The 26,040-nt window shown below is 71.8% G+C and carries 20 protein-coding genes and 2 rRNA genes; 17 read left to right on the forward strand and 5 right to left on the reverse strand.

Features of this window, described 5'->3' with window-relative positions; all coding sequences use genetic code 11:
- The 3 genes from K4B79_RS26470 to K4B79_RS26480 form a co-directional block, all read left to right on the forward strand.
- A 23S ribosomal RNA gene (locus K4B79_RS26470) occupies positions 1-105 on the forward strand; the annotation flags it as partial.
- Positions 106-209: 104 nt separating this feature from the next.
- Positions 210-326, forward strand: a 5S ribosomal RNA gene (gene rrf, locus K4B79_RS26475).
- A 1,227-nt stretch (positions 327-1,553) separates the two neighbouring features.
- The gene (locus K4B79_RS26480; protein ID WP_232029875.1) at positions 1,554-2,357 is read left to right on the forward strand and encodes a tetratricopeptide repeat protein; all 804 of its coding nucleotides are present in this window, start codon (positions 1,554-1,556) and stop codon (positions 2,355-2,357) included.
- Positions 2,358-2,436: 79 nt separating this feature from the next.
- On the opposite strand, the gene K4B79_RS26485 is transcribed toward K4B79_RS26480, so the two are convergent.
- Positions 2,437-3,729 (reverse strand): DUF1015 domain-containing protein, encoded by a 1,293-nt coding sequence (locus K4B79_RS26485; protein ID WP_232029435.1) that lies wholly within the window; start codon positions 3,727-3,729, stop codon positions 2,437-2,439.
- A 72-nt stretch (positions 3,730-3,801) separates the two neighbouring features.
- Between K4B79_RS26485 and K4B79_RS26490 the strand changes: the two genes are divergently transcribed.
- Positions 3,802-4,830 (forward strand): HAD hydrolase-like protein, encoded by a 1,029-nt coding sequence (locus tag K4B79_RS26490; RefSeq protein WP_232029436.1) that lies wholly within the window; start codon positions 3,802-3,804, stop codon positions 4,828-4,830.
- A 39-nt stretch (positions 4,831-4,869) separates the two neighbouring features.
- On the opposite strand, the gene K4B79_RS26495 is transcribed toward K4B79_RS26490, so the two are convergent.
- On the reverse strand, positions 4,870-5,955 hold the full coding sequence (locus tag K4B79_RS26495) for an ABC transporter substrate-binding protein (RefSeq protein WP_308280507.1): 1,086 nt from the start codon (positions 5,953-5,955) through the stop codon (positions 4,870-4,872).
- A gap of 71 nt (positions 5,956-6,026) precedes the next feature.
- Here K4B79_RS26495 and K4B79_RS26500 point away from each other — a divergent pair, with 71 nt between their 5' ends.
- From K4B79_RS26500 to K4B79_RS26510, 3 genes are read left to right on the forward strand one after another with little or no spacing between them, the layout of a single operon-like run.
- The gene (locus tag K4B79_RS26500; RefSeq protein WP_232029437.1) at positions 6,027-7,070 is read left to right on the forward strand and encodes a FecCD family ABC transporter permease; all 1,044 of its coding nucleotides are present in this window, start codon (positions 6,027-6,029) and stop codon (positions 7,068-7,070) included.
- Positions 7,067-8,104, forward strand: a complete 1,038-nt coding sequence (locus K4B79_RS26505; RefSeq protein WP_232029438.1) for a FecCD family ABC transporter permease — start codon at positions 7,067-7,069, stop codon at positions 8,102-8,104. The genes K4B79_RS26500 and K4B79_RS26505 overlap by 4 nt, the downstream gene beginning before the upstream one ends.
- Positions 8,101-9,000: an ABC transporter ATP-binding protein gene (locus K4B79_RS26510; RefSeq protein ID WP_232029439.1), complete on the forward strand. Its 900-nt coding sequence runs from the start codon at positions 8,101-8,103 to the stop codon at positions 8,998-9,000. The genes K4B79_RS26505 and K4B79_RS26510 overlap by 4 nt, the downstream gene beginning before the upstream one ends.
- Here K4B79_RS26510 and K4B79_RS26515 read toward each other — a convergent pair.
- Positions 8,984-9,331, reverse strand: coding sequence for an SCP2 sterol-binding domain-containing protein (locus K4B79_RS26515; RefSeq protein ID WP_232029440.1), 348 nt, complete (start codon positions 9,329-9,331; stop codon positions 8,984-8,986). The genes K4B79_RS26510 and K4B79_RS26515 overlap by 17 nt on opposite strands.
- A 42-nt stretch (positions 9,332-9,373) precedes the next feature.
- Here K4B79_RS26515 and K4B79_RS26520 point away from each other — a divergent pair, with 42 nt between their 5' ends.
- From K4B79_RS26520 to K4B79_RS26540, 5 genes are all read left to right on the forward strand, one after another.
- Positions 9,374-9,676 carry a hypothetical protein gene (locus K4B79_RS26520; RefSeq protein ID WP_232029441.1) on the forward strand — a complete coding sequence of 101 codons (303 nt, stop codon included), beginning with the start codon at positions 9,374-9,376 and terminating at the stop codon, positions 9,674-9,676.
- A 7-nt stretch (positions 9,677-9,683) separates the two neighbouring features.
- Positions 9,684-10,499 carry a TlyA family RNA methyltransferase gene (locus K4B79_RS26525; protein ID WP_232029442.1) on the forward strand — a complete coding sequence of 272 codons (816 nt, stop codon included), beginning with the start codon at positions 9,684-9,686 and terminating at the stop codon, positions 10,497-10,499.
- Positions 10,496-11,401, forward strand: coding sequence for an NAD kinase (locus K4B79_RS26530; RefSeq protein WP_232029443.1), 906 nt, complete (start codon positions 10,496-10,498; stop codon positions 11,399-11,401). The genes K4B79_RS26525 and K4B79_RS26530 overlap by 4 nt, the downstream gene beginning before the upstream one ends.
- A 161-nt stretch (positions 11,402-11,562) precedes the next feature.
- On the forward strand, positions 11,563-13,281 hold the full coding sequence (recN, locus tag K4B79_RS26535; protein ID WP_232029877.1) for a DNA repair protein RecN: 1,719 nt from the start codon (positions 11,563-11,565) through the stop codon (positions 13,279-13,281).
- Positions 13,282-13,602: 321 nt separating this feature from the next.
- A complete protein-coding gene (locus tag K4B79_RS26540) occupies positions 13,603-14,739 on the forward strand; it encodes a glycosyltransferase family 4 protein (RefSeq protein WP_232029444.1) in 1,137 nt (378 codons plus the stop codon).
- Between the two features lie 12 nt (positions 14,740-14,751).
- Here the strand turns inward: K4B79_RS26540 and K4B79_RS26545 are convergent, their stop codons facing one another.
- Positions 14,752-16,392, reverse strand: coding sequence for a PucR family transcriptional regulator (locus K4B79_RS26545; RefSeq protein WP_232029445.1), 1,641 nt, complete (start codon positions 16,390-16,392; stop codon positions 14,752-14,754).
- 107 nt (positions 16,393-16,499) lie between these two features.
- On the opposite strand from K4B79_RS26545, the gene K4B79_RS26550 reads away from it, so the two are divergent.
- The gene (locus K4B79_RS26550) at positions 16,500-17,456 is read left to right on the forward strand and encodes an LLM class F420-dependent oxidoreductase (protein ID WP_232029446.1); all 957 of its coding nucleotides are present in this window, start codon (positions 16,500-16,502) and stop codon (positions 17,454-17,456) included.
- 108 nt (positions 17,457-17,564) lie between these two features.
- On the opposite strand, the gene K4B79_RS26555 is transcribed toward K4B79_RS26550, so the two are convergent.
- Complete coding sequence (locus K4B79_RS26555) at positions 17,565-19,367, reverse strand: glycoside hydrolase family 15 protein (protein WP_232029878.1); 1,803 nt, start codon at positions 19,365-19,367, stop codon at positions 17,565-17,567.
- A gap of 510 nt (positions 19,368-19,877) precedes the next feature.
- On the opposite strand from K4B79_RS26555, the gene K4B79_RS26560 reads away from it, so the two are divergent.
- The 4 genes from K4B79_RS26560 to ald all read left to right on the forward strand — a co-directional run bounded on the left by K4B79_RS26560 (position 19,878) and on the right by ald (position 25,883).
- Positions 19,878-21,545: a CTP synthase gene (locus K4B79_RS26560; protein WP_232029447.1), complete on the forward strand. Its 1,668-nt coding sequence runs from the start codon at positions 19,878-19,880 to the stop codon at positions 21,543-21,545.
- 82 nt (positions 21,546-21,627) lie between these two features.
- The gene (locus K4B79_RS26565) at positions 21,628-22,254 is read left to right on the forward strand and encodes an NUDIX domain-containing protein (RefSeq protein WP_232029448.1); all 627 of its coding nucleotides are present in this window, start codon (positions 21,628-21,630) and stop codon (positions 22,252-22,254) included.
- Positions 22,255-22,532: 278 nt separating this feature from the next.
- Positions 22,533-24,620 carry a tetratricopeptide repeat protein gene (locus K4B79_RS26570; protein WP_232029449.1) on the forward strand — a complete coding sequence of 696 codons (2,088 nt, stop codon included), beginning with the start codon at positions 22,533-22,535 and terminating at the stop codon, positions 24,618-24,620.
- Between the two features lie 147 nt (positions 24,621-24,767).
- The gene (gene ald / locus K4B79_RS26575) at positions 24,768-25,883 is read left to right on the forward strand and encodes an alanine dehydrogenase (protein ID WP_232029879.1); all 1,116 of its coding nucleotides are present in this window, start codon (positions 24,768-24,770) and stop codon (positions 25,881-25,883) included.
- The last annotated feature ends 157 nt before the right edge of the window (positions 25,884-26,040 follow it).

Genomic DNA, 26,040 nt, shown 5'->3' on the forward strand with positions numbered 1-26,040 from the left:
TTGAGGGGTTAAGGCTCCCAGTAGACGACTGGGTTGATAGGCCGGATCTGGAAGGCGGGTAACCGCTGGAGGTGACCGGTACTAATAGGCCGAGGGCTTGTCCTCAGTTGCTCGCGTCCACTGTGTTAGTTCTGAGGCAACGACTGTTGCCGGCTTTGAGTAGAACGCCCAATTAAAAAGTGTGCTTGTTCGCTCGAAACCATTAGGGTTTCGGTGGTTATAGCGTGAGGGAAACGCCCGGTTACATTCCGAACCCGGAAGCTAAGCCTTACAGCGCCGATGGTACTGCAGGGGGGACCCTGTGGGAGAGTAGGACGCCGCCGAACAATCTTTGGGAAGGACCCCTGGTCCCCAGCGTTCAGCTGGGACCAGGGGTCCTTTCGTTTTTATAATGCTTGCGGTACCGAAGACAGGAGTCACCGATGTCCACCAACTCTCCCGACGATCGACCGGAGCGCGACCAGCGGCGACGGGACAGTGGTGACCGCGGCGACCGTGGTGGCTTCCGTCGCGACGACAACCGGGGTGGCTCTGGCCGACGCGACGACCGTCGTGACGACCGACGCGAAGGGGACCGTGGGCCTCGTCCTCCGTTCCGTCGTGACGATCGTCCCAGCGGGCCGCGTCGGGACGACCGGGATCGCGGGCCGCGTAGGGATGGCGACCGTCCTGCCTTCCGCCGTGACGACAGGCGCGACGACCGGCCTCCCTTCCGACGCGATGACCGCCGTGACGACCGTCGGGGCGATGACCGCGGTGATCGTGGTGGCTTCCGTCGGGACGACAACCGGGGCGGCTTCAGCCGGGACAACGACCGCGCTGGTCAGGGCCGGCGCGATGACCGTGGCGGCTTCCGCCGTGACGACCGTCGCGATGATCGGCCCGCCTTCCGGCGTGACGATCGCCGTGATGACAGGCGCGACGACCGGCGTGACGATCGCCGTGGCGATGACCGCGGTGGGTTCCGTCGTGATGACCGGGATCGTGACCGGGGCTTCCGGGGCGACGATCGTCCCAGTGGGCCGCGTCGGGACGACCGGGATCGTGGGCCGCGTAGGGATGGCGACCGGCCTGCCTTCCGACGTGACGACCGTCGTGATGACAGGCGCGATGACCGTCCTGCCTTCCGGCGCGACGACCGTCGTGATGACCGGCCTGCCTTCCGCCGTGACGACAGGCGCGATGACCGCCGTGACGACCGTCCCGCCTTCCGGCGCGACGACCGTCGTGATGACCGGCGCGATGATCGGCCTCCCTTCCGTCGTGACGACCGCCGTGACGATCGCCGCGACGACCGTCGGAGCGATGACCGCGGTGATCGTGGTGGCTTCCGGCGTGACGACAACCGGGGTGACCGGGGCGGCTTCCGGGGTCGGGACGACCGTGGTGGGCAGGGCGGCCCTCGGCGGGACGATCGTGGTGGACGGCCGGGAGGTTTCCGGGGTCGGGACGGCGGGCGCGACGGAGGTCGGGACGGCGGTCGCCGGGACGACCGGCGTGGTGGGGGCCGTTTCCGCGATGAGCGGGAGCGGGACCGTGAGCCGATCAAGCGGCTGCCGATCCCCGAGGACGTCACGGGCGAGGAGATCGACCAGGACGTACGGCAGGAGCTGCAGAGCCTGCCCAAGACGCTCGCGGAAGACGTCGCCAAGAACCTGGTGATGGTCGCCCGGCTCATCGACGAGGACCCGGAGAGGGCTTACGCCTACTCCAAGGTGGCGCTGCGGCTCGCGTCGCGTGTGGCCGCCGTACGGGAGGCGGGCGGGTTCGCCGCGTACGCGAACCAGAAGTACGCGGAGGCCCTCGCCGAGTTCCGGGCCGCGCGGCGGATGACGGGCAGCGTGGAGCTGTGGCCGGTCATGGCGGACTGCGAGCGTGGGCTCGGGCGGCCGGAGAAGGCGCTCGACATGGCCGGGGCTCCCGAGGTGCACAAGCTCGACAAGGCCGGGCAGGTGGAGATGCGGCTCGTGGCGGCCGGTGCCCGGCGGGACATGGGGCAGCTGGACGCGGCGATCGTGACGCTTCAGAGCCCCGAGCTCGCGTCCAGCTCGGCGCAGCCGTGGACCGCGCGGCTGCGGTACGCGTACGCCGACGCGCTGCTGGCCGCCGGGCGGCAGGGCGAGGCGCGGGAGTGGTTCGCGAAGGCCGTCGAGGCCGACAAGGACGGCAGCACGGACGCGTCGGACCGGCTCGCCGAGCTGGACGGGGTCGAGTTCGTCGACGCCTTCGACGAGAGTGTGGTCGAGGACGACGACGCGAGCGTGGTCGAGTCCGCGAAGGACGCCGGGGACACCGGGCACACCGAGGTTGCCGAGGACGCCGGGGACGACAACGGAAATGACGTCGACGACGACTGACGTGCGTGCATGAGTCAGTGAGTGAGTGAAAGGGCGGGCCCAGACCGGGGTCTGCCCTTTCGCATGTCAGATTCGCAGGTCAGAGGTCCAGCGCGCGCAGCACCAGTCCCGAGGCCGGCTTGGGGCCGAACGACGTGGACTTGCGGGGCATCGTCACGCCCTGGCGGGCGAGGTCGCGGACGACCTCCTCGCGGACCGGGTGCATGAGGACCGCCGTACCGCCGTCGCGTTCGGCCTTCTCCACCGTGGCGGACGTGTCGTGGATGTAGGCGATGCGGGTGGGGTCGTCCTCGGGGATGTGCCAGACGTGGTCGAGGAGAGCGGCGTGCAGGACCGTCGCGTCCAGGGTGCGCCAGGCGGCGGGACGGTCGGCGGGGATGGTGCGGGCCAGGAGGTCCGGGTCCGGGCGGTCGAGCAGGTGGAAGGCGCCGTCGCCGGCGAGGAGGAAGGCGTTGCCCGCGCAGGCCGCGTCGGCCAGGGTGTCCAGGGCCGCTGCGAGCGGGACGTCCAGGCGGCGTACGCGGAAGAGGCCGTCCACTGCGGTCAGGGCCTCCGGCACCGGTATGCCGTGCAGGAGGCGGTGGATGGCGCGGACGCGCAGGGGGTAGCGGGCCGTGTCGACGAGGAGGACCAGGCCGTAGTCCCAGGGGCTGGGGGAGGGGTGCTCCGCGCGTAGACGCCGGTAGGTGGCCCAGCGGTGGTGGCCGTCGGCGATCAGGGCCTGGTGGCGGGCCAGGTCGGAGCGGATGCGGGCCAGGTCGGCGGGCTCGGTGAGGGACCAGAGGCGGTGGTGGAAGCCGTCCTCGGTGGTCGTGGCGAGCAGCGGCGGCTGTCCGGCGGTGTGCTCGACCAGCTCGGAGGTGGCGGACGAGGAGCCGTCGCCGCGGTAGGTCAGGAGCAGCGGCTCAAGGTTCGCGGAGGTGGCGCGCATCAGGGCGGCGCGGTCGGCCACGACGTGCGGCATCACGTCCTCGTGGGGCAGGACCACGCCCTCCGCGGGATCCGACAGGCGCAGGGTGCCGATGACACCGCGCTGGAGCAGGCCGTTGCCGTCGCTCTGTTCGTAGACGTACAGGCCGGGTTCCGGGTCGGCGGCGAGGACTCCCTCGGACAGCCAGCGGCGCAGGGTGCGGGCCGCCTGGTCGTTGCGTTCGGCGGGAGTGGTGGCCTGCGGGAGGATCAGTCGGACGATGTTGTACGGGTCGTTGGACTGGAGTTGGTGCAGGCCGTCCGGTCGGACCACGACGTCGTACGGCGGGGATGTCACGGCGGCGAGGCTGCCGACCCGGTCGGGGTCGTAGCGAAGGCCTCGGAACGGGGTGAGTTCCAGGCCTCGGCGCACCGCTGATTCCGAGTGACCTGCTGTGTTCATCCCGGCATCGTACGGGTGTCGGTGGCATGGGGGATGATCGGGGGAAAGCCGTCGAACGAGGAGCGATGCGGAATGAGCCAGGGCGTCAGGACCAGGCCCGAGGCCAGTGGACAGGCTCTGAGCGAGGCGTACGACACGGCGCTGCTCGACCTGGACGGAGTGGTCTACGCGGGCGGCAACGCCATCGTGCACGCCGTCGAGTCGCTGGCCACCGCGCGCTCGGGCGGGATGCGTCTCGCGTACGTCACCAACAACGCGCTCCGGACTCCGGACACCGTGGCCGGGCACCTCACCGAGCTGGGCATACCGACGGGCGCCTCGGACGTCATCACCTCGGCGCAGGCGGTCGCCCGGCTGATCTCCGAGCAGGTGCCGCAGGGCTCCCGGGTGCTGGTGATCGGCGGGGAGGGGCTGCGGGTGGCGCTGCGGGAGCGGGGCCTGGAGCCCGTGGAGTCGGCGGACGACGATCCGGCGGCGGTGGTGCAGGGGTTCGGCGGGCCCGACCTGCCGTGGGGGCGGTTCGCCGAGGCGTCCTACGCCGTGGCACGGGGGGTGCCCTGGTTCGCGTCCAACACCGACCTGACCATTCCCAGCGGGCGGGGGATCGCGCCGGGCAACGGGGCGGCGGTGGAGGTCGTGCGGATCGCCACCGGTGCCGAGCCGCAGGTGGCGGGCAAGCCGTTGCCTCCGATGCACCGGGAGACGATCCTGCGGACCGGCGCCGAGCGGCCGTTGGTGGTCGGGGACCGGCTGGACACGGACATCGAGGGGGCGTTCAACGGCGAGGTGGACTCGCTGCTCGTGCTGACCGGGGTGACCGACGGCGCCCAGCTGCTGGCCGCGCCGCCGCAGCACCGGCCGACGTACGTCGACGCCGATCTGCGCGGACTGCTCACGGGACAGCCGGAGGTCGTCGAGGCGGGGGACGGGTTCCGGTGCGGCGGCTGGACGGCGGTCGCGGGTGCCGAGCGGCTGGAACTCGACGGTGAGGGCGAGGCCCTGGACGGACTGCGTGCGCTGTGCGCCGCCGCCTGGACGGCGGCCGGGGAAGGGGTCTGCCGCCTGGATGGGGAGAAGGCGCTGGCGCGGCTGGGGGTGTGAGCGGCGACGCCGGGCACGCGCCCAAAGTCGGGGCAGCGGTCAGGCGGCCGTCTTCTTCGACTTCTCCAGGGCCGCCGCGAGGCTGTCGATCCGCGGTCCGTACCCGGCGTGGCTGAAGCGCTCCTCGTTGACCCAGGGGAAGATCTGCTTCGCCCGTACGGCGGGCAGGCGCGCCCAGGTCGGCTCGGCCTTCGCCAGGTCGGCGGGCTGGAGGGTGCCGGGGCGGTTGTCGACGAGGATCACATCGGCGTCGTAGGTGTCGACGTTCTCCCAGCTGAGCTGATGCCAGAAGCCGCCCTCGCTCAGCTTGGCGGGGGTGACGAAGTCGACGCCGAGGGACTTGTAGTAGCGCAGGTCCGTGAAGTCGTCCGGGTTGGCCACGTACATGAGGTCGGGCGCCGCGGAGATCGCCATGACCTTCAGGCGGCCGCTCGATCGCGTCGCCGCCCGCCGAAGGTGGGCCGAGGCCGTCTCGAAGATGGTCCTGTCGGCGGCCAGCTCGGCGGACTTCACGTCGGCGCCCAGGGACGCGGCGAGCTCGGTGAAGCGGTCGATCACCTCGGTCAGCGAGCTCTTCGTGGTGAGGATGCCGACGCTGGGGGCGAGTGACTCGATCTTCTTCGCCGACTCCTCGGGCACGTACCAGAGCGCCGGCGGGTCGGTCATCTGGGCGACCAGGAGGTCGGGGCGCAGCGCGGCATACCGCTCGACGTTGAACTGGGGATAGGTGTTGCCGAGGATGGTCACCTTGTTCACGTCGATGCCGCCGGCCCGGGGGTCGGGCTCGCCGTTCTCCAGCTTGGTGGGGCCGAAGACGCCGACGCACTCGATGCCGAAGTCGTGCAGGACGGCGGCGGCGCCGACGAAGGCGACGATGCGCTTGGGCGTGGAGTCTGTTCTGACCGTCGTACCGCGATCGTCCTTGAAGGTCCACGGTCCGCCGGACGTGGACGCTCCGGCTCGGCCGTCGGCGGGCTCGTCGTCCGAACCGCCGCACGCCGTCAGGAGGCCGCCGAGGCCGAGGGCGCCGACGGAGGTGAGGAGAGTGCGACGGCTGAGGGCGCGGTCGGTGAAAGTGCTGTGACCGGTGGAAAGGGAACGGGAAGCGGACAGGGGCGAGTTCACGGGGGCGTTCCTCCCGGCGGGGCCGTGCACACGGATCGAGCCAGATCGAGAGGGTAGGCTAACCTAACTACGTGTTGGTCGACAGTCCTCCCGAGCAGCGCGCGGAGACCGCTCCCGCGCCCCCGAACCGCCGGGCGATACGAGCCATCGGGCTCCTCGCCTCCCTCGCGCTCCTTGCGCTCGCCGTGGTGGCGAGTATCGCGATCGGCGCCAAGGCGCTGTCCGTGGGGGAGGTCTGGCACGGTCTGTTCGAGGACTCGGGGACCTACGCCGACGTCGTCGTCGCCGACCGGCTGTCGCGGACCGTGCTGGGAGTCCTGGCCGGTGCCGCGCTCGGACTGTCCGGAGCGGTGCTCCAGGCGCTGACCCGCAATCCGCTGGCCGATCCGGGACTGCTCGGGATCAACGCGGGCGCGTCCGCCGCGGTCGTCACGGCCATCTCGTTCCTCGGCGTCACCTCGCTGAACGGCTATGTCTGGTTCGCGTTCGTCGGTGCGGCCGCCGTCGGGGCGATGGTCTGGTTCCTGGGCGGCAGCCGGGGCGCCACGCCGGTGCGGCTGGCGCTCGCCGGTACGGCGATCACCGCCGCGCTCTACGGCTACCTCCAGGCCGTGATGATCCTGGACAACGCCGCGCTGAACAGGATGCGCTTCTGGACGGTCGGTTCGCTGTCCTCCGCGACCGATTCGACCGTCGTGCAGGTGCTGCCCTTCCTGCTGGCCGGCTCGGTGCTCGCCCTCGCGCTCGCCCGGCCGCTCAACGCCGTGGCGATGGGCGACGACACCGCCAAGGCGCTGGGCGCCAACCTGAACCGGACCCGGGCGCTGTCCATGCTCGCCGCGACCGTGCTGTGCGGGGCCGCGACCGCCGCCTGCGGGCCGATCGTCTTCGTAGGACTGATGGTCCCGCACGTCGTCCGCTCGTTCACCGGTCCCGACCTGCGCTGGATCCTGCCGTACGCGGCCGTCCTGTCGCCCGTGCTGCTGCTGGCCTCCGACATCTTGGGCCGGGTCGTGGCGCGCCCCGCGGAACTCCAGGTCGGGATCGTCACCGCGCTCCTCGGCGGCCCGGTCTTCATCCTTCTCGTACGACGTCGGAGGACGGCCCAGCTGTGAAGACCAACCGTGCCGTCAGGACCCCCGGCGGAATGTCCGTCCGGCTGGACGTCCGTTCCCTCACCGTCGTTCTCCTGCTGCTGCTCGCCGCGCTCGCCGCGAGTGTCGTGCTGATCGGCACCGGCGACTTCCCGATCCCGGCCGCCGACGTCCTCAGGGCGCTGGCCGGCAACGGGAACGCCGGACAGGAGTTCATCATCAACGAGCTGCGGTTGCCGCGGGTCCTGGTCGCGCTGCTGGTCGGCGCCTCGCTCGGGCTCGGGGGAGCGCTGTTCCAGGCCATCTCCCGCAACCCGCTGGGCAGTCCGGACATCCTCGGGCTCGGGCAGGGCTCGGCGGCCGGTGCCCTGATCGTGATCGTCCTGATGTCCGGAAGCGCGACCCAGGTCACCGTGGGCGCGCTGCTCGGCGGACTCGCGACCGGGATCGCCATCTATCTGCTCGCCTGGAAACAGGGGGTGCACGGGTATCGACTGGTCCTGGTCGGTATCGGTGTGTCCGCGATCCTCACCGCGCTCAACGGCTATCTGCTGACCCGGTCCGACCTCACCGACGCGGCCCGTGCCGTGGTCTGGATGACCGGATCGCTCAGCGGACGGGACTGGGACCAGGTCTGGCCGCTGCTCGCGCTGTGCGTCGTGCTGGTGCCGCTCGTCCTCACCCGCGCGCGGGACCTGCGGATGATGGAGATGGGCGACGACGTGTCGTACGCCCTCGGGGTGCGGGTCGAGCGGGTGCGGATGCTGCTGCTCGTGGCCGCCGTCCTGCTCACCGCGACCGCCACCGCCGCCGCCGGACCGATCAGCTTCGTGGCGCTCATCGCGCCCCAGGTGGCCCGCCGGCTGACCCGCTCGCCCGGCCCGAACCTGCTGCCCTCCCTGTGCATGGGCGCCACCCTCCTGGTCACCGCCGACTGGGTCTCGCAGCGCGTGTTCGGCGCCGACCAGCTGCCCGTGGGCGTGGTCACCGGCGTCCTCGGTGGCGTCTACCTGCTGTGGCTGCTGGTCGCCGAGCGCAGGGCGGGCCGGATATGAGCGCCCACCCCAGCGCCGACCGGCCGGACACGAGCGCCGACCACAGCACCGACAGCGGGCTGAACAACCGAAGGAGCACTGTGAACCGCCTGTCCGCCGAGAACGTGACCCTGGCCTACGACCAGCGAGTCATCGCCGAGCAGCTGTCGGTGGAGATACCCGACAACTCGTTCACCGTGATCGTCGGCCCCAACGCGTGCGGCAAGTCCACGCTCCTGAGGGCGCTGTCGCGGATGCTCAAGCCCACCGAGGGCCGGGTGCTGCTCGACGGCAAGACCATCCAGTCGATGGCTCCCAAGAAGGTCGCGCGGACCCTGGGGCTGCTGCCGCAGTCCTCGATCGCGCCCGACGGAATCACCGTCGCCGACCTGGTCGGCCGGGGCCGCTACCCGCACCAGGGCATCCTGCGCCAGTGGTCCACCGAGGACGAGCAGGTCGTCCAGGAGTCCATGCGGCAGACCGGGGTCGCCGAGCTGGCCGACCGGTACGTGGACGAGCTCTCCGGCGGCCAGCGGCAGCGCGTGTGGATCGCGATGGCGCTCGCCCAGCAGACCCCGCTGCTGCTGCTCGACGAGCCGACGACCTATCTCGACATCCAGCACCAGATCGACGTCCTGGACCTGTGCGCCGAACTGCACGAGGAGCAGGGCCGCACCCTGGTCGCCGTGCTGCACGACCTCAACCACGCCGCCCGGTACGCCACGCATCTGATCGCCCTCAAGAGCGGCAAGGTGATCGCCGAGGGCGCCCCCAGGGACATCGTCACCGCGGAGCTGGTGGAGGAGGTCTTCGGGCTGCGCTGCCAGGTCATCGACGACCCGGAGACGGACACGCCGCTGGTGGTGCCGGCGGCCCGCAAGGCACGCGCGCGCGTGGAGGTCAAAGAAGCTTCCTGAGCTGGAGCAGGTCTCTGAGACCGGCCTCCAGCTTCACCCGGCCCGAGCCCCAGGCCTTGGCGAAGTGCAGCTCGCCGTTCACCAGGGCCACCAGGTCGTCGCCGGTCATGGTGAGCCTGATCTGGGCCTTCTCCCGCGGTGGGCCCTGGAGGGTGTCGTGCACCACGATCCGGCCGCCCGTCATCCGGCCGACGAACGTGATGTCGAGGTCGGTGATACGGCAGCTCACCGAGCGGTCCATGGCGGCTGCCGCGCGGACGTCCCCCTCGGCGCTGCGCATGTTGTCGGAGAGCTTCTCGAGTGCGGCGCGGCACTCCTCGATCGTGGCCATCGCGATCGACGGTACCCCAGCGGTTCGGGGTAGCGTCTGGGCATGAGCGACGCAGTTCCCGAGCCTTCCCCGGAGGCCGCGGTCGAACCCGAGCACGACCCGGCCGCCCCGGCCCCTCTGCACGTCCCCCGCACCCCCACGGGCAACGCCGAGGTCGACGCCGGTCTGGAGCGGCTCGGTGATGCCGACCACCTCGCCACCGACGGCCACCTGGAGGTGTACGAGGATGTACACCGAGGGCTGCGCGACGCGCTCACCGCGCTCGACGCCCGGCCGGAAACTCCGGCGCCCTCCCCGTCGTATGACAAGAGGGCACCTTCATCCTCGTATGGCACTAGGAGCTGAACCGAACGTGGCAGGAGTCGCACGTCGCCGTCTGGACGCGGAGCTGGTCCGCCGGAAGCTCGCGCGCTCGCGCGAGCACGCTGGGCAGCTGATCGCCGCGGGGCGGGTCACCGTCGGCAAGACCGTCGCGACCAAGTCCGCCACCCAGGTGGAGACGGCGGCCGCCATCGTGGTCCAGAACGACGAGAGCGACCCCGACTACGTCTCGCGCGGCGGGCACAAGCTTGCGGGCGCGCTCCAGGTGTTCGTGCCGCAGGGGCTCGTCGTCGAGGGGCGGCGGGCTCTGGACGCCGGCGCGTCCACCGGCGGATTCACCGATGTGCTGCTGCGCGCCGGGGCCGCGCACGTCGTCGCCGTGGACGTCGGGTACGGACAACTCGCATGGTCTCTTCGGAGCGATGAACGGGTCACCATCAAGGACCGTACGAACGTACGCGAGTTGACGCTCGAAGCGATCGATGGGGAGCCTGTGGATCTTGTCGTGGGGGATCTGTCCTTCATCCCGCTCGGCCTGGTACTGCCCGCCCTGGTGCGGTGCGTGAAGCCGGACGCCGATCTGGTGATGATGGTCAAGCCGCAGTTCGAGGTGGGGAAGGAGCGGCTGGGCAGCGGGGGAGTGGTCCGCAGTCCGCAGCTGCGCGCCGAGGCGGTGCGCGGAGTGGCGGGCAAGGCGGGGGAGCTCGGGCTCGGGGTGCAAGGGGTCACGGCCAGTCCCTTGCCCGGACCCTCGGGCAATGTCGAGTACTTTCTGTGGCTGCGTGCCGGGGCGCCCGCTCTGGACCCGGCCGATGTTGACCGTGCAGTGGCGGAGGGGCCGCGTTGACACCGAACCGAGCTCGTACTGTTTTCCTGCTCGCCCACACGGGGCGGCCCGCCGCCATCCGCAGTGCCGAGCTCGTGGTCAAGGGGCTGCTGCGCTCGGAGATCGGCGTGCGCGTCCTGGCGTACGAGGCCGCCGACCTGCCGCTGCCGCCCGAGGTGGAGCTCGTCAAGGAGGCGACTCCGCAGTGCCTCGAAGGGTGCGAACTGCTCATCGTCCTCGGCGGTGACGGGACGCTGCTGCGCGGCGCCGAGTTCGCCCGCGCGTCCGGGGTGCCGATGCTCGGCGTCAACCTCGGCAGCGTCGGGTTCCTCGCGGAGGCCGAGCGGGACGACCTCGACAAGGTCGTCGACCGGGTGGTGACCAAGTCGTACGAGGTCGAGGAGCGGATGACCGTCGATGTCGTCGTTCACCGCAACGGGGACATCGTCCACACCGACTGGGCGCTGAACGAGGCGGCCGTGCAGAAGGCCGGTGCGGAGAAGCTCCTCGAGGTCGTGCTGGAGATCGACGGGCGGCCGGTGACGGGGTTCGGGTGTGACGGGATCGTGCTGTCCACGCCGACCGGGTCCACGGCGTACGCGTTCTCCGCGGGGGGGCCTGTGGTGTGGCCCGAGGTGGAGGCGCTGTTGATGGTGCCGATCTCCGCGCACGCGTTGTTCGCGAAGCCGTTGGTGACGTCGCCGAACTCTGTGCTGGCTGTTGAGTTGTTGCCGCACATTCCTCCGGGGGTGTTGTGGTGTGACGGGCGGCGGACTTTCGAGTTGCCGCCGGGGGCGAGGGTCGAGGTGCGGCGGGGGGCTGTGCCGGTGCGGTTGGCTCGGCTGCATCATGCTTCGTTCACGGATCGGTTGGTTGCGAAGTTTGCGTTGCCGGTGTCTGGATGGCGGGGGGCGCCTCACTAGCCATCTGTGGGGGCTGGTTGCGGAGCGTCGGCGAGTGCGGGTGGTTTGTGGTTGCTCGCGCAGTTCCCCGCGCCCCTAAAAGCCTGACACTCCCCCGGGTGACAAGGGCACCTCGCACTTGCCCGCCCCGACCTCGTAAGGTCTTCATCGTGCTGGAAGAGATGCGGATACGGTCGCTCGGAGTCATCGATGACGCCGTCGTCGAGCTGTCGCCCGGGTTCACCGCTGTCACCGGTGAGACGGGTGCGGGCAAGACCATGGTGGTCACCAGCCTGGGGCTGTTGCTCGGTGGGCGGGCGGATGCGGCGCTCGTGCGGATCGGGGCCGAGAAGGCGGTCGTGGAGGGGCGGATCAGTGTGTCCGCCGGGGACTCGGTCGTCGTACGGGCCGAGGAGGCCGGGGCGGAGATCGACGACGGGGCGCTGCTGATCAGCCGTACCGTTTCCGCCGAAGGGCGGTCCCGGGCGCATCTGGGCGGGCGCAGCGTGCCCGTGGGGGTGCTCGCCGAGCTGGCCGACGAGCTCGTGGCCGTGCACGGGCAGACCGACCAGCAGGGGCTGCTGAAGCTGTCCCGGCAGCGGCAGGCGCTCGACCGGTACGCGGGGGACGCGGTCGCCGTACCGCTGGCCAAGTACACCGAGGCGTACCGGCGGCTGCGGGCCGTCTCCGTCGAGCTGGACGAGATCACCACGCGCGCGCGTGAGCGGGCCCAGGAGGCCGACATGCTGCGCTACGGCCTCGACGAGATCGCCGGGGTGGAGCCGCGCGCCGGTGAGGACGTGGAGCTGGCGGAGGAGGCCGAGCGGCTCGGGCACGCGGAGGCGCTGTCGTCCGCCGCCACGGCCGGCCATGCCGCGCTGGCGGGCAATCCCGAGGACCCCGAGGGGATCGACGCCACCACGCTCGTCGCGGGCGCACAGCGGGCCCTGGACGCCGTACGGTCCTACGACCCGGCGCTGGCCGCGCTGGCGGACCGGATCGGGGAGATCGGGATCCTGCTCGGCGATGTGGCCGGTGAGCTGGCGGGGTACGCCGACGACCTCGACGCCGATCCGCTGCGGCTGGCGGCCGTGGAGGAGCGGCGGGCCGCGCTGACCGCGCTGACCCGCAAGTACGGCGAGAACGTCGCCGCCGTGCTCACCTGGGCCGAGCGGAGCGCCGCCCGGCTCACCGAACTGGACGGTGACGACGAGCGGATCGACGAGCTGACCGCCGAGCGGGACGCGCTCCGTACCGAACTGGGCGGGCTGGCGCAGGCGTTGACCGACGCGCGGGCGGACGCCGCCGAGCGGTTCGCGGCCGCCGTGACCGCGGAGCTGGCCTCGCTGGCCATGCCGCACGCGCGCGTGTCCTTCGACATCCGGCAGACCGAGGACCCGGCCGGCGTGGAGGTCGGCGGGCGGACGGTCGCGTACGGGCCGGCCGGTGTCGACGAGGTCGAGCTGCTGCTCGCCCCGCACCCGGGTGCCCCGCCCCGGCCGATCGCCAAGGGCGCGTCCGGTGGTGAGCTGTCGCGCGTGATGCTGGCCGTCGAGGTCGTGTTCGCGGGGACCGATCCCGTGCCGACCTACCTCTTCGACGAGGTCGACGCCGGTGTCGGCGGCAAGGCCGCGGTGGAGATCGGGCGGCGCCTGGCGCGGCTCGCGAAGACCGCCCAGGTCGTCGTCGTGACCCATCTGCCCCAGGTCGCCGCCTTCGCCGACCGGCAACTGCTGGTCGAGAAGACCAACGACGGGTCCGTGACCCGGTCCGGGGTGAAGGTCCTGGAAGGCGAGGACCGGGTCCGCGAACTGTCCCGGATGCTGGCCGGCCAGGAGAACTCGGAGACGGCACGGGCGCACGCGGAGGAGCTGCTGGCCACGGCCAGGGCGGACGGGTAGGCGGCGGCCGGCGGGACGAGGGGCGCATGCGCCGGCCTGTCGGTCGGTTCGGCTGCCGGAGTGTCCGTCAGCGTGTCGTCGGCGGGTCCGCCGGTGTGGGTACAGCTGTGCGGAATGGCGCCTTCCCTCACTCGTGTGGGTGGCCCGTCGTGGCGTTTCGACCGGTCGCCGGACCCCCGGCGTTCCCGGAACACCCGTACGTGCTGGCATCCTTGGCACAGAACGCAGTACGCGTAGGAAGCGCGCGGTACACCCCTCCGCTCGACACCTTCTGTACGTTTCCTCGTGACCGCCCGACGCCGAACCAGGAGCCCCGGCCACGTGACCCCCGTGAGCAGCCACTCACCGCACGGCCAGTCGTCGCTGCGCACCGTGCAGGTGCTGGGCGGCGGCAACGCCGGCAGCAGCGCGCACGTGCGCTCCCTGACCTCGGGTCTGGTCGCACGGGGCGTGCGGGTCACGGTGTGCGCCCCCGCCGAGGCGGATCGCGCCTACGACTTCACCGGGGCCGGCGCCGAGCACGTGCACGTGCCACGCAGCAGCGACCCCGCCTCGGTGGCAGCGCTGCGGATGGCGTGCACCAACGCCGACCTGGTGCACGCGCACGGACTGCACGCCTCCTTCCGCGCCGTGCTCGCGCTCAGCGGACGCCGTACCCCGCTGATCGTCACCTGGCACGACCGGGCGTACGCCGAGGGGGCGCGCGCCCATTTCCTGCGCCTGCTGGAGCGGAGGGTGGTCAGGACCGCGGCCGTGGTCCTCGGCACCACCTCGGCCCTCGTGGACCGGGCCCGCCGCACGGGAGCGCGGGACGCGCGGCTCGCCGCCGTCGCCCTGCCCGGCCCCCGCGCGACCGTCGAGGCGGAGGACCCCGACCGGCTGCGGGCCAAGGTGCGGGCCGAACTCGGGGCCACCGGACGCCCGTTGCTGATGGCCGTCGGCTCCCTCGACCGGCATCGGGGCTACGACATGCTGCTGGACGCCGCGCGCTCGTGGCGCCGCCTGGATCCGGTGCCGCTGGTGGCCGTCGCGGGGGAGGGGCCGTTGCGCGCCGAACTCCAGCGCCGGATCGAGGAGGAGGGGCTGCCGGTCCGGCTCCTGGGGCGGCGGGAGGACGCCTCCGAGCTGCTGACCGCCGCCGACCTCGCCCTGCTGCCGAGCGGCGGCGAGTCGCGGTCCGTGCTCGCCCAGGAGGCCCTTCACGCGCGCGTGCCGCTCGTCGCCACCGGGGGCGGCGGCATCCCCGAACTCGTCGGGGACGCCGCCGAACTCGTGCCCTCCGGGGACTCCGAGGCGTTCGCCGCCGCCGTGGTCCGGCTGCTCGGCGACCCCGGACGCCAGGAGGAGCTTCGGGACAAGGGCGTCCGACAGGCGGCCGGCTGGCCGACCGAGGACGAGACCGTCGCCCAAGTGCTCAGCGTCTACGACGAGTTGACCCAGCTACGGCCCCTGGTCTGAGACCTCCCTTGATCAGGGCACCAGCCTGCGGGCCCGCAGCGCCAGGCTCAAGGCCAGCACCGTCTGCGGGTCGTCGAGGTCCGTGCCCAGCAACTCCCCGATGCGGGCGAGCCGGTTGTAGAGCGTCTGCCGGTTGAGGTGGAGTTCGCGGGCCGTCTCCGCCTTGCGGCCCGCGTGCGCCAGATACGTCTCCAGCGTGGGCAGCAGAGGCGGCTTGGAGCGGTCGTCGTGGTCCTGGACCGGCCCGATGGCGCGGTCCACGAAGGCCGCCAGATCCGGGTGGTCGCGCAGCCGCCACAGCAGCAGGTCGATGTCCAGGCGGCGGGCGTCGTACCACGGCCGGTCGGACAGCCCCTGGGCCGCCGCGGCCGTCTCCGCCGCGTGCCGCAGGCCCGCCGAGGCCGCCGCCCAGCCGCCCGCGACCCCGACGACCACCACCGGCGGCCGGCCGCCCGGCCGTTGCATCCCGGCCCGCTCCACCCCCGCCCTCAGCGCCGCCGCGACCCGGTCCGCGACCGCCGACCGCTCCGACTCCGACCGCAGGCCCAGCAGAACGGGAACACGGCCCTCGACCGGCCGTACCCCCAGCAGGACCGGTACGCCCACGGACGCCAGCTCCTCCGCGACCGCGCGCGCCAGGACCGCCCAGCCCCCGCCGGGGGCGAACGTGTCGCCGAGCCGCATGACCACCGGCAGCAGCGGATCGGCGCCCGGTTTGAAACCGAGCACGCGCGCCTGCGCGGGCGCGTCCTCGGCGGCGATACGGCCCTCCGCGAGGTCGGTCAGGAAGTCGCCGCGTCCGCGCGCGGCCAACTCCTCCTCCTGGCGGGCCTGCATCAGGACCACGGCCAGGATGCCCGCGGCCCGCTCGGCGGCCATCCGGTGCACGGGGGCGAGCGGCGCGCGCACGGGGAGCAGGACGAGCCGGGCGCGCACCGAGCCCGTCCCCGGCCCGCCGCCGGGCACGTCCACCAGGACCGAGCCGGCCGTGGGGGCGTCCTTGTGCCGGCCGCGCAGCCCCTCCCACACCTGGAGCGGATCCGCGCCCTCGGGCCCGGCCCCGGCGGCGTACAGCAGCCGTCCGTCCGTCGTCTCCAGGAAGACCGGATTGCCGCTGAAGTCGGCCAGGATCCCGAGGACCTGGGGCACTCCGCCGCCGTCCAGCAGCGCCCGGGTGCACTGGCCGTGCACCTCCTCCGCCTGCTGGAGCAGTGCGTAGTGGCCGTTGACGATCTCGGTGTGGATCTCCTCGGTGACCGTGACGAAGGGCACCTCGCGGTGCAGCTGGACCAGCGGCAGACCGGCCGAGCGGGCCGTGTCGACCAGGGCGGCCGGCAGCCGCGTGAAGCGCGGGCCCAGCTCCACGACCAGGGCCGCGATGCCCCGCTCGGCCAGGGTGCGCACGAAGGCCCGCTGCTCGGCGGGCCGGGTGCCGAGGCCGTAGCCCGTGGTCAGCAGCAGTTCGCCGCCCTTGAGCAGCGAGGCGATGTGCGGCACCTCGCCCGCGTGCACCCAGCGCACGGTCCGGTGCAGCCGGTCGGCGCCCGCGAGGACCTCCGGGAGCCCGCTGCGCAGCCCGGGCAGCTCCAGCGCCCGCTGCACGGTGATCCCGGCGCCCCGGCTGTCGAAACGGTGATCCGTGCGGCTGTCCATGCAGCGGACGCTACCCGCGCGGCCCGCCCAGCGACATCCGCGGTTCCGGAGCCGCTGCCGCGCAGGTGTGGGGGTTGAGGGGCGCGCGGCCGGGTAGCGGCCCCGCCATGGACATCAGCGTGGTCGCCGTGGGGCGGGAGGACGACAGTCCGATCGACGAGCCGTTGCGGGTGGGGGTGCTCGCCGACCGGCTCGGGTACCGGGAGGTGTGGGTGGGCGAGGGGCCGACCTGGGACTCCTTCGTCCTGGCCACCGCCATCGGACAGGCCACCGGGCAGGCGGCGTTGACCGCGGGTCCGGTGCCGGTGAACGTGCGTGACCCGTACACGATCGCCCGGGGGGCCGCGGGCGCCGCTGCCGTCGTGGGACGGCCGGTCGGGGTGGCGCTGGGCACCTCCAGCAAGCGGGTCGTCGAGGGCGTGCACGAGCGGCCCCGGGAGCGGCCCGCGGCCACGCTGGAGCAGAGCGCGGCGGCCCTGCGCGGGCTCCTGCGGGCGACCCCGGGCGAACCGGTCGTCCCCGGCAGCCCGTTCCGCCGCCGCCTCCCGCCGCCCGGCGGTCTTCTCACCGTGGCGGCCTTCGGTGACCGGGCGATCGCCACGGCCGCGGCACACGCCGACCGGATGCTGCTCGACGTGGTCTCCCCCCAGCAGGTGCGCGACCTGCGCGCCAGGCTGCTCGCGGCGGCCGACAAGGCGGGCCGTACCCCGCCCACGCTGGCCGCCTGGCTGCCCGCGGCCGTCGACCCGGCACCGGAGACCCTCGACCAGGTCCTGGGCAGCATCGCCGGATACCTGACCGTGGCGGGCTACCGCGAGGTGTTCGTCGAGGCCGGTCTCGGCGAGGCGGTCGAGCTGGCCGCGTCCGGCGCCGACCGGGAGACCCTGGTCCGGACGCTGCCCGAGGAGGCCGCCTCCGCGGTCGGCCTGGTCGGCGACCTCGACACGGTACGGGCCCGGATCGCGGTCTACGCCGAGGCCGGGCTCGACGAGATCGCGCTCGTCCCGGCCACGGCCGGCGACCCGGGCGGAGAGCGGACGCTGACGGCCCTCGCACCGGGCTGAGGACCGCCTCCGCGTGACCCCCCACGGCTCGCGCGCGTCCGGGGGAGCAATCGCTTGCTTCCCGGACGCACGGGCACGGTCCGTCCCCTCCGTCCGGAGGGGACGGCGTCAGCCGCCGTAGGCTCCCGAAGCCGTCAGCCTCAGCGCGGTGTCGATGAGCGGAACATGGCTGAAAGCCTGCGGGAAGTTGCCGACCTGGCGCTGCAGGTGCGGGTCCCACTCCTCGGCCAGCAGACCGAGGTCGTTGCGCAGGGACAGCAGCTTCTCGAACAGCTTGCGGGCCTCGTCCACGCGGCCGATCATCGCCAGGTCGTCCGCCATCCAGAACGAGCAGGCCAGGAAGGCGCCCTCGTCGCCGGGGAGCCCGTCGACGCCCTCGTCCGCGCCGGAGGTCGGGTAGCGCAGGATGAAGCCGTCCGCCGTGGACAGCTCGCGCTGGATCGCCTCGATCGTGCCGATCACGCGCTTGTCGTCCGGGGGCAGGAAGCCCATCTGCGGGATCAGCAGCAGGGAGGCGTCCAGCTCCTTCGAGCCGTACGACTGCGTGAAGGTGTTGCGCTCCTTGTCGTAACCCTTCTCACAGACGTCCCGGTGGATGTCGTCGCGCAGTTCGCGCCACTTCTCCAGCGGGCCGTCCGCGTCACCGGACTCGATGAGCTTGATCGTACGGTCCACGGCCACCCAGGCCATCACCTTGGAGTGCACGAAGTGGCGGCGCGGGCCGCGCACCTCCCAGATGCCCTCGTCCGGCTCGTCCCAGTGCTGCTCCAGGTAGCGGATCAGCTTGAGCTGGAGCAGGGAGGCGTAGTCGTTGCGGGCCAGGCCCGTCATGTGGGCCAGGTGCAGAGCCTCGGTGACCTCGCCGTAGACGTCCAGCTGGAGCTGGTGCGCGGCGCCGTTGCCGACGCGGACCGGGGCGGAGTCCTCGAAGCCGGGCAGCCAGTCCAGCTCGGCCTCGCCCAGCTCGCGTTCGCCCGCGATGCCGTACATGATCTGGAGGTTCTCCGGGTCGCCGGCGACCGCCCTGAGCAGCCACTCGCGCCAGGCGCGGGCCTCCTCGCGGTAGCCGGTGCGCAGCAGCGAGGAGAGGGTGATCGCCGCGTCGCGCAGCCAGGTGTAGCGGTAGTCCCAGTTGCGGACGCCGCCGATGTCCTCCGGCAGGGAGGTCGTCGGCGCGGCGACGATGCCGCCCGTCGGGGCGTAGGTCAGGGCCTTGAGGGTGATCAGCGAGCGGATGACGGCCTCGCGGTAGGGGCCGTGGTACGTGCAGTGCTCGACCCACTCCCGCCAGAAGTCCTCCGTGGCCTCCAGCGACTGCTCCGGCTCCGGCAGCGGCGGCGGCTGCTTGTGCGAGGGCTCCCAGGAGATGGTGAACGCGATCCGCTCACCCGGGGCGACGGTGAAGTCGGAGTACGTCGTCAGCGACTTGCCGTAGGTCTCCGCCTCTGTGTCGAACCACACGCTGTCCGGGCCCGCGACGGCGACCGTACGGCCCTCGTGCCGGTGGACCCACGGCACGACCCGGCCGTAGGAGAAGCGCATCCGCAGGGCCGAGCGCATCGGGACGCGGCCGGAGACGCCCTCCACGATGCGGATGAGCTGCGGCGCGCCGTCACGCGGGGGCATGAAGTCGATCACCCGGACCGTGCCGCGCGGGGTGTCCCACTCGGACTCCAGGATCAGGGAGTCGCCGCGGTAGCTGCGCCGGGCGGCGGTGGGCGGCTCGGCGTCGGCCGCGTGGGCCGGGCCGAGCCGCCAGAAGCCGTGTTCCTCCGTGCCCAGCAGACCGGCGAAGATGGCGTGCGAGTCGAAGCGGGGCAGGCACAGCCAGTCCACCGTGCCGTCCCGGCAGACCAGGGCAGCGGTCTGCATGTCTCCGATGAGTGCGTAGTCTTCGATGCGCCCGGCCACGTGCAACTCCAGTCGAACGGCCACGTCACCCCCTGCAAGCAGGGGGCTGTCGCTTGGTGCGGTCAAGGGGGTCGTTGTAATGCGTCGTTGAGCGGTGAAGCAAAACAGTCATGCCGCTGTGAGGCAAAACGGCAACTGTTGCTCAACGAACTGACGAGCTCTCGTTGTTCCGGTGATTACGGGCGGGGGTGATGCCGTGTTCCCGGCCGGGCTCGGCAGCGAGTGTCCGAGCAGGATACGACGCACGTAGATGATCTGCGTGCCGCTCCGGACAACGCGAATGAGCCGAACGGGTGAGCACCGGGTGAGAAAGACGTGTGTTCGTGCGGCTTCGTGTCGAGTCGTGTGCGGAGCGTGGCCGGAAGCCATCTCGTCCGGTCGCTGATACCCTGGTAGCCCGTGGACCGGTGGGCACGAAACCCCCGAACCGCAGCGACGGCACCCCCGGAAAACTCCGGTCGGCAGCCGCCCCGCACTCCAGATCGCGACCACGGGAGCCCCCTCTTGGCCATGCCGACGCCCTCTTATCGATCGGGCACAGCTACGACGACCAAGCACATCTTCGTCACCGGGGGTGTCGCCTCCTCGCTCGGCAAGGGCCTGACGGCCTCCAGCCTCGGCATGCTGCTCAAGGCGCGGGGCCTGCGCGTCGTGATGCAGAAGCTCGACCCGTACCTGAACGTCGACCCGGGCACGATGAACCCCTTCCAGCACGGTGAGGTGTTCGTCACCAACGACGGCGCCGAGACCGACCTGGACATCGGCCACTACGAGCGTTTCCTCGACCGTGACCTGGACGGCTCCGCCAACGTCACCACCGGTCAGGTCTACTCGACGGTGATCGCCAAGGAGCGGCGCGGGGAGTACCTCGGCGACACCGTCCAGGTCATCCCGCACATCACCAACGAGATCAAGCACCGCATCCGCCGCATGGCGACCGACGAGGTCGACGTCGTGATCACCGAGGTCGGCGGCACGGTCGGCGACATCGAGTCGCTGCCGTTCCTGGAGACGGTCCGCCAGGTCCGTCACGAGGTCGGCCGCGACAACGTCTTCGTCGTCCACATTTCCCTCCTGCCCTACATCGGCCCGTCGGGAGAGCTGAAGACGAAGCCGACCCAGCACTCGGTTGCGGCTCTGCGCAACATCGGTATCCAGCCGGACGCGATCGTGCTGCGCTGCGACCGCGAGGTCCCCACCGCGATCAAGCGGAAGATCTCGCTGATGTGCGACGTCGACGAGGCCGCCGTGGTCGCCTGCCCCGACGCCCGCTCGATCTACGACATCCCCAAGACCGTGCACGGCGAGGGCCTGGACGCCTACGTCGTCCGCAAGCTGGACCTGCCGTTCCGGGACGTGGACTGGCGGACCTGGGACGACCTGCTCGACCGCGTCCACAACCCCGACCACGAGATCACCCTCGCCCTGGTCGGCAAGTACATCGACCTGCCCGACGCCTACCTCTCGGTCACCGAGGCGCTGCGCGCGGGCGGCTTCGCCAACAAGGCCCGCGTGAAGATCAAGTGGGTCACCTCCGACGACTGCAAGACCCCGGCCGGCGCCGCCGCGCAGCTCGGTGACGTGGACGGCATCTGCATCCCCGGCGGCTTCGGCGACCGCGGTGTGCTCGGCAAGGTCGGCGCGATCAAGTACGCCCGCGAGAACCGGATCCCGCTGCTCGGCCTCTGCCTGGGCCTGCAGTGCATCGTGATCGAGGCCGCGCGCAACCTCGCCGACATCCCCGACGCCAACTCCACCGAGTTCGACGCGGCCACCGGCCACCCGGTGATCTCCACCATGGCCGAGCAGCTCGACATCGTCGCCGGCGAGGGCGACATGGGCGGCACGATGCGGCTCGGCATGTACCCGGCCAAGCTCGCCGAGGGCTCCATCGTCCGTGAGGTCTACGACGGCAAGGAGTACGTCGAGGAGCGGCACCGGCACCGCTACGAGGTGAACAACGCCTACCGCGCGGAGCTGGAGAAGAAGGCCGGCATCCTGTTCTCCGGCACCTCCCCGGACGGCAAGCTCGTCGAGTACGTCGAGTACCCGCGCGAGGTCCACCCCTACCTGGTCGCCACGCAGGCGCACCCGGAGCTGCGCTCGCGTCCGACGCGCCCGCACCCGTTGTTCGCCGGGCTGGTGAAGGCCTCGGTCGAGCGGAAGATTTCCCAGTAGCACGACAGTTGTACGGTGGCCGGGGCGCGCGCATTCAAAAGGCGGGCGTCCCGGCTTCTTTGTGCACGTGGGAGGAGAGGGCATGACGATCAAGGACACCCCCGAGGCGTGGGAGATCCGGGCGACGGAGACCCCCTTCGTGGGCAACAAGACCTCCGTCCGCACGGACGAGGTGGTCATGCCCGACGGCTCGGTGGTCAAGCGCGACTACCAGGTCCACCCCGGCTCCGTGGCCGTCCTCGCCCTCGACGAGGAGGACCGGGTGCTGCTCATCCGGCAGTACCGCCACCCCGTACGGCAGAAGCTGTGGGAGATCCCGGCCGGGCTGCTCGACGTGCCCGGGGAGAACCCGCTGCACGCCGCGCAGCGGGAGCTGTACGAGGAGGCGCACGTCAAGGCGGAGGACTGGCGGGTGCTGACGGATGTCTACACGACGCCGGGTGGGTGTGACGAGGCCGTGCGGATCTTCCTCGCTCGGAATCTGTCCGAGGCCGAGGGGGAGCGGTTCGAGGTCGAGGACGAGGAGACGGATCTGGAGTACGCGCGGGTGCCGGTGGATGAGCTGACCCGGGGTGTGCTCGCCGGTGAGCTGCACAACAACTGCCTGGTGGTGGGGGTGCTTTCGCTGGTGGCGGCGAGGGCCTCCGGCGGGTTGGACGGGTTGCGTGTGGCGGATGCGGAGTGGCCGGCGCGGCCGTTCGAGGTGTGACGGGGCGCGTCGTTGGGGTGCCGGTTCGTTGCGGGGTGCTGGTCCGTTGTGGCTTGTCGCGCCCACGCGGCGGAGCCGCATATTGATACAGCCCCGCGCCCCTAACGGGGCGCAACCGGAACCGGCGATCCTATGATCCGTTGATCCGATCGAGGGAGTCTCGTCCCGTTATCGCCGTGCTCCACCAGGAACGTTGCAGAGCGTGAACTAGGCTCTGAAAGTGCCCGAGCCGGAGTCCCGGTGGGGCTTTGCGCGTGTGGTGGGACGGGAGTGTGCCCGTGACGGATCAGGCGGTGGACACAGGCGGCGTTCGGCTGTCGGGAGACGCTGCTGCGGAGAGTCGATTCCTGGGCCGTACAAGGGAGTTGAAAGAACTCCGGGCCGACATCGAACGGGCCGGTCTGGACACCCTCGCCGGCCGCAAAGCCCCCCGCGCACGCGTGCTGCTCATCGCGGGGAAGCCCGGTTCGGGGCGCACGGCGCTCGCCGAGGAACTCGTACGGCAGGTCGCGGACCGTTACCGGGACGGGGTGCTCCGGGCCCGTCTCGGTGAGCCGGACGGCACACCCGTGCCGGTGGAGCGCGCGGCCCGTGAACTGCTCACCGCTCTCGACGTGTCGGCGCCGGCGGGGGCGGACGAGGACGACCTCACCGAGACGCTCCGCGAGGCCCTCGCCGATCGCCGGATGCTGATCCTGCTCGACGACGCGGCCACCGCCGAGCAGGTCGACGCCCTGCTGCCGGACACCCCCGAGTGCCTGGTCGTCGCCGTCTCCGGGGGCCCGCTCACCGGGATCTCCGACGTCCGGCCCTGCACCCTGGGCGGCCTGGACACCAAGTCCGCGGTGGACCTGCTGTCCCGGCACACCGGGTCGGTCCGCATCACCGTCGACCCCCGTGCCGCCGAGGGCCTGGCCGAGGAGTGCCAGGGCCAGCCCGCCGCGCTGATGCTGGCCGGGGGCTGGCTCGCCGCCCGCCCCAAGGCGGCCGTCTCCGACCTGGCCAAGCAGCTGCGCGCCGAGGGCGACGAGGGCACCCCGCTCAGCCGGGTCTTCCGGTTCGTCTACGCCGCCCTGCCGACCCCGGCCGCCCGGATACTGCGCCTGCTCTCCCTCGCCCCGGCCGGCCTGGTCGACCCGCAGACCGCCTCCGCGCTCGCCGGCTGCTCGGTCAGCGGCGCCCGCACCACGCTGGACGACTTCGTCGCCCTCGGCCTGCTGCACGCGGTGGACTCGCCGCTGCCGCAGTACGAGGTCCCCGGCTGCCTGCACCCCCTGCTGAAGGCCCTCGCCGAGAGCCAGGACCGCCCCGCCGAACTCCAGCTGGCCCGCGCCCGCATGCTGGAGCGGACCCTGCGGCTGCTCCAGTCCTGCCGGGCGATCACCGAGACCGACAGCCCCGAGGCCCGCCAGAAGCTCCTGGCCATGCCCCAGGCCCTGCGCTTCCCGAACCCCCGGGCGGCCGCCGAATGGCTGAGCGTCCGCAGGCCCGCCCTGCTCGCCGCGGCCCGCCTCGCGGTCGCCGACGGCGAGCTGGACACCCTCGCCCGGCGCCTGATGTCCCAGCTCGTGCGGGCGATGGTGGCCCACTTCGGCACCCAGGCGGCCGCCCCCGACCTGTACGGCATCCACCGGCTCGTCCTCGACGTCGCCGAGCGGCGCGGCCTGCCCCGCGAGAAGGCCGCCGCCCTGCTGAACCTCGCCGACCTGGACGCCCGCACCGGCCGGACCCAGGACGCGCTGGCGCGGTACCGGGCGGCGCTGGACGCCGGGCGCGAGGCGAACGACCCGTATGCGACCGGCCGCGCGATGGAATCCGTAGGCGGTGCCCATCTGGAGACCGGGGACTACGACCGGGCCGCCGACTGGTTCGGGCGCGCCCTGGCCCAGCGGCTGGCCCGGGACGAGCGCGCCGACGCCGCCCGGCTCTACGGCCGGATCGCGGCCGCGCACACCTACGCGGGCCGTTACGGCGAGGCCCTCAGGAACTGGCGGGCCGCGGCCGCCGGGCACCGCAAGAACGGCGATGTCGCCTCCCACGCGCGGGCGTTGAGCGAGCTCGCGCGCGTCCAGGAGTACGCCGGCCGGCCCGAGGAGTCGCTGCGCACCTGCCAGGAGGCCGTGGAGTGGGCCCGCCGCGCCGAGGACGTACGCCTCCAGGCGGCGCTCCAGCTGCGGCTCGCCGACACGCTGGACCACCTCGGCGATCCCACGGCGGCGGCACTGCACCGGGGGACGGCCGAACGGCTGCTGGGCGAGGAGCTTTCCGGGGCGGAACCGGAGCCGGAGACTCAGCCGGAGACCCCCGATCTGCCGGAACACGACGCTAACGCCTGCGAAATCCGTAGTACATCCGCTGAAGATTGAGGCAATGAAAGGCTAGACAGCGGGAACACCTTCATTAGACTGGCTCTGCCGCACCTTCTCCTGCGGTGTCTCCTGGTGTGCCCTCGCATGCCTGGGTATGTGTTGTATTGCCCCACCACACTCTCTGAGCCAAGGACCGTGATCGACGTGAAGGTCGGCATCCCCCGCGAGGTCAAGAACAACGAGTTCCGGGTGGCCATCACCCCCGCCGGTGTGCACGAGCTGGTGCGCCACGGCCATCAGGTCGTCATCGAGCGCGGCGCCGGCGTCGGCTCCTCGATCCCCGACGAGGAGTACGTCCGTGAGGGCGCCCGGATCCTGGACACCGCCGACGAGGTGTGGGCCACCGCCGACCTGCTGCTGAAGGTCAAGGAGCCCATCGCCGAGGAGTACCACCGCCTCCGCAAGGACCAGACGCTCTTCACCTACCTGCACCTGGCCGCCTCCAAGGAGTGCACCGACGCGCTCGTCGAGTCCGGCACCACCGCGATCGCCTACGAGACGGTCGAGCTGCCCAGCCGCGCGCTCCCGCTGCTCGCCCCCATGTCCGAGGTCGCGGGCCGGCTCGCCCCGCAGGTCGGCGCCTACCACCTGATGCGCTCGGCCGGCGGCCGCGGTGTGCTCCCCGGCGGTGTCCCCGGCACCCAGCCCGCGAAGGCCGTCGTCATCGGCGGCGGTGTCTCCGGCTGGAACGCCACACAGATCGCCGTCGGTATGGGCTTCCACGTCACGCTGCTCGACCGCGACATCAACAAGCTGCGCGAGGCGGACAAGGTGTTCGGCACCAAGGTCCGGGCGATCATGTCCAACGCCTTCGAGCTGGAGAAGGCGGTCCTGGACGCCGACCTCGTCATCGGTGCGGTGCTCATCCCGGGCGCCAAGGCCCCGAAGCTGGTCACCAACGAGCTGGTGTCCCGGATGAAGCCGGGAAGTGTCCTTGTCGACATCGCGATCGACCAGGGTGGCTGCTTCGAGGACTCACGGCCCACGACCCACGCGGAGCCGACCTTCGCGGTCCACGACTCGGTCTTCTACTGCGTCGCCAACATGCCCGGCGCGGTGCCCAACACCTCCACCTACGCCCTCACCAACGCCACGCTGCCGTACATCGTGGAACTCGCGGACCGCGGCTGGGTGGAGGCGCTGCGCCGGGATCCCGCGCTGGCCAGGGGTCTCAACACCCATGACGGCAAGGTGGTTTACCGGGAGGTCGCCCAGGCGCACGGCCTGGAGCACGTCGAGCTGGAGTCGCTGCTCGGCTGACCGTCGACGTTAAGTCTCCTTTTGGTAAAGGTCGATACGTCAACACAGGTCGTCAACCCCGCGCACCCGGCCGGACCTTGCCCGACAAGGTCCGGTCAGGTGTGTGTATGGTCACTTTGCGGCTCTAGGTCAACTCGCCTCGAACGTAACTCTTCAA

The sequence above is a fragment of the Streptomyces lincolnensis genome (assembly GCF_021173675.1).
GTDB lineage: Bacteria > Actinomycetota > Actinomycetes > Streptomycetales > Streptomycetaceae > Streptomyces > Streptomyces lincolnensis_B.

Coding starts and splice junctions, on each gene's coding strand:
- K4B79_RS26520 (WP_232029441.1), top strand. CDS start 9,374: ATGAGCGACGCAGTTCCCGAGCCTTCCCCGGAGGCCGCGGTCGAACCC.
- K4B79_RS26560 (WP_232029447.1), top strand. CDS start 19,878: ATGCCGACGCCCTCTTATCGATCGGGCACAGCTACGACGACCAAGCAC.
- K4B79_RS26550 (WP_232029446.1), top strand. CDS start 16,500: ATGGACATCAGCGTGGTCGCCGTGGGGCGGGAGGACGACAGTCCGATC.
- K4B79_RS26515 (WP_232029440.1), bottom strand. CDS start 9,331: ATGGCCACGATCGAGGAGTGCCGCGCCGCACTCGAGAAGCTCTCCGAC.
- recN (WP_232029877.1), top strand. CDS start 11,563: ATGCGGATACGGTCGCTCGGAGTCATCGATGACGCCGTCGTCGAGCTG.
- K4B79_RS26545 (WP_232029445.1), bottom strand. CDS start 16,392: ATGGACAGCCGCACGGATCACCGTTTCGACAGCCGGGGCGCCGGGATC.
- K4B79_RS26510 (WP_232029439.1), top strand. CDS start 8,101: ATGAGCGCCCACCCCAGCGCCGACCGGCCGGACACGAGCGCCGACCAC.
- K4B79_RS26490 (WP_232029436.1), top strand. CDS start 3,802: ATGAGCCAGGGCGTCAGGACCAGGCCCGAGGCCAGTGGACAGGCTCTG.
- K4B79_RS26565 (WP_232029448.1), top strand. CDS start 21,628: ATGACGATCAAGGACACCCCCGAGGCGTGGGAGATCCGGGCGACGGAG.
- K4B79_RS26485 (WP_232029435.1), bottom strand. CDS start 3,729: ATGAACACAGCAGGTCACTCGGAATCAGCGGTGCGCCGAGGCCTGGAA.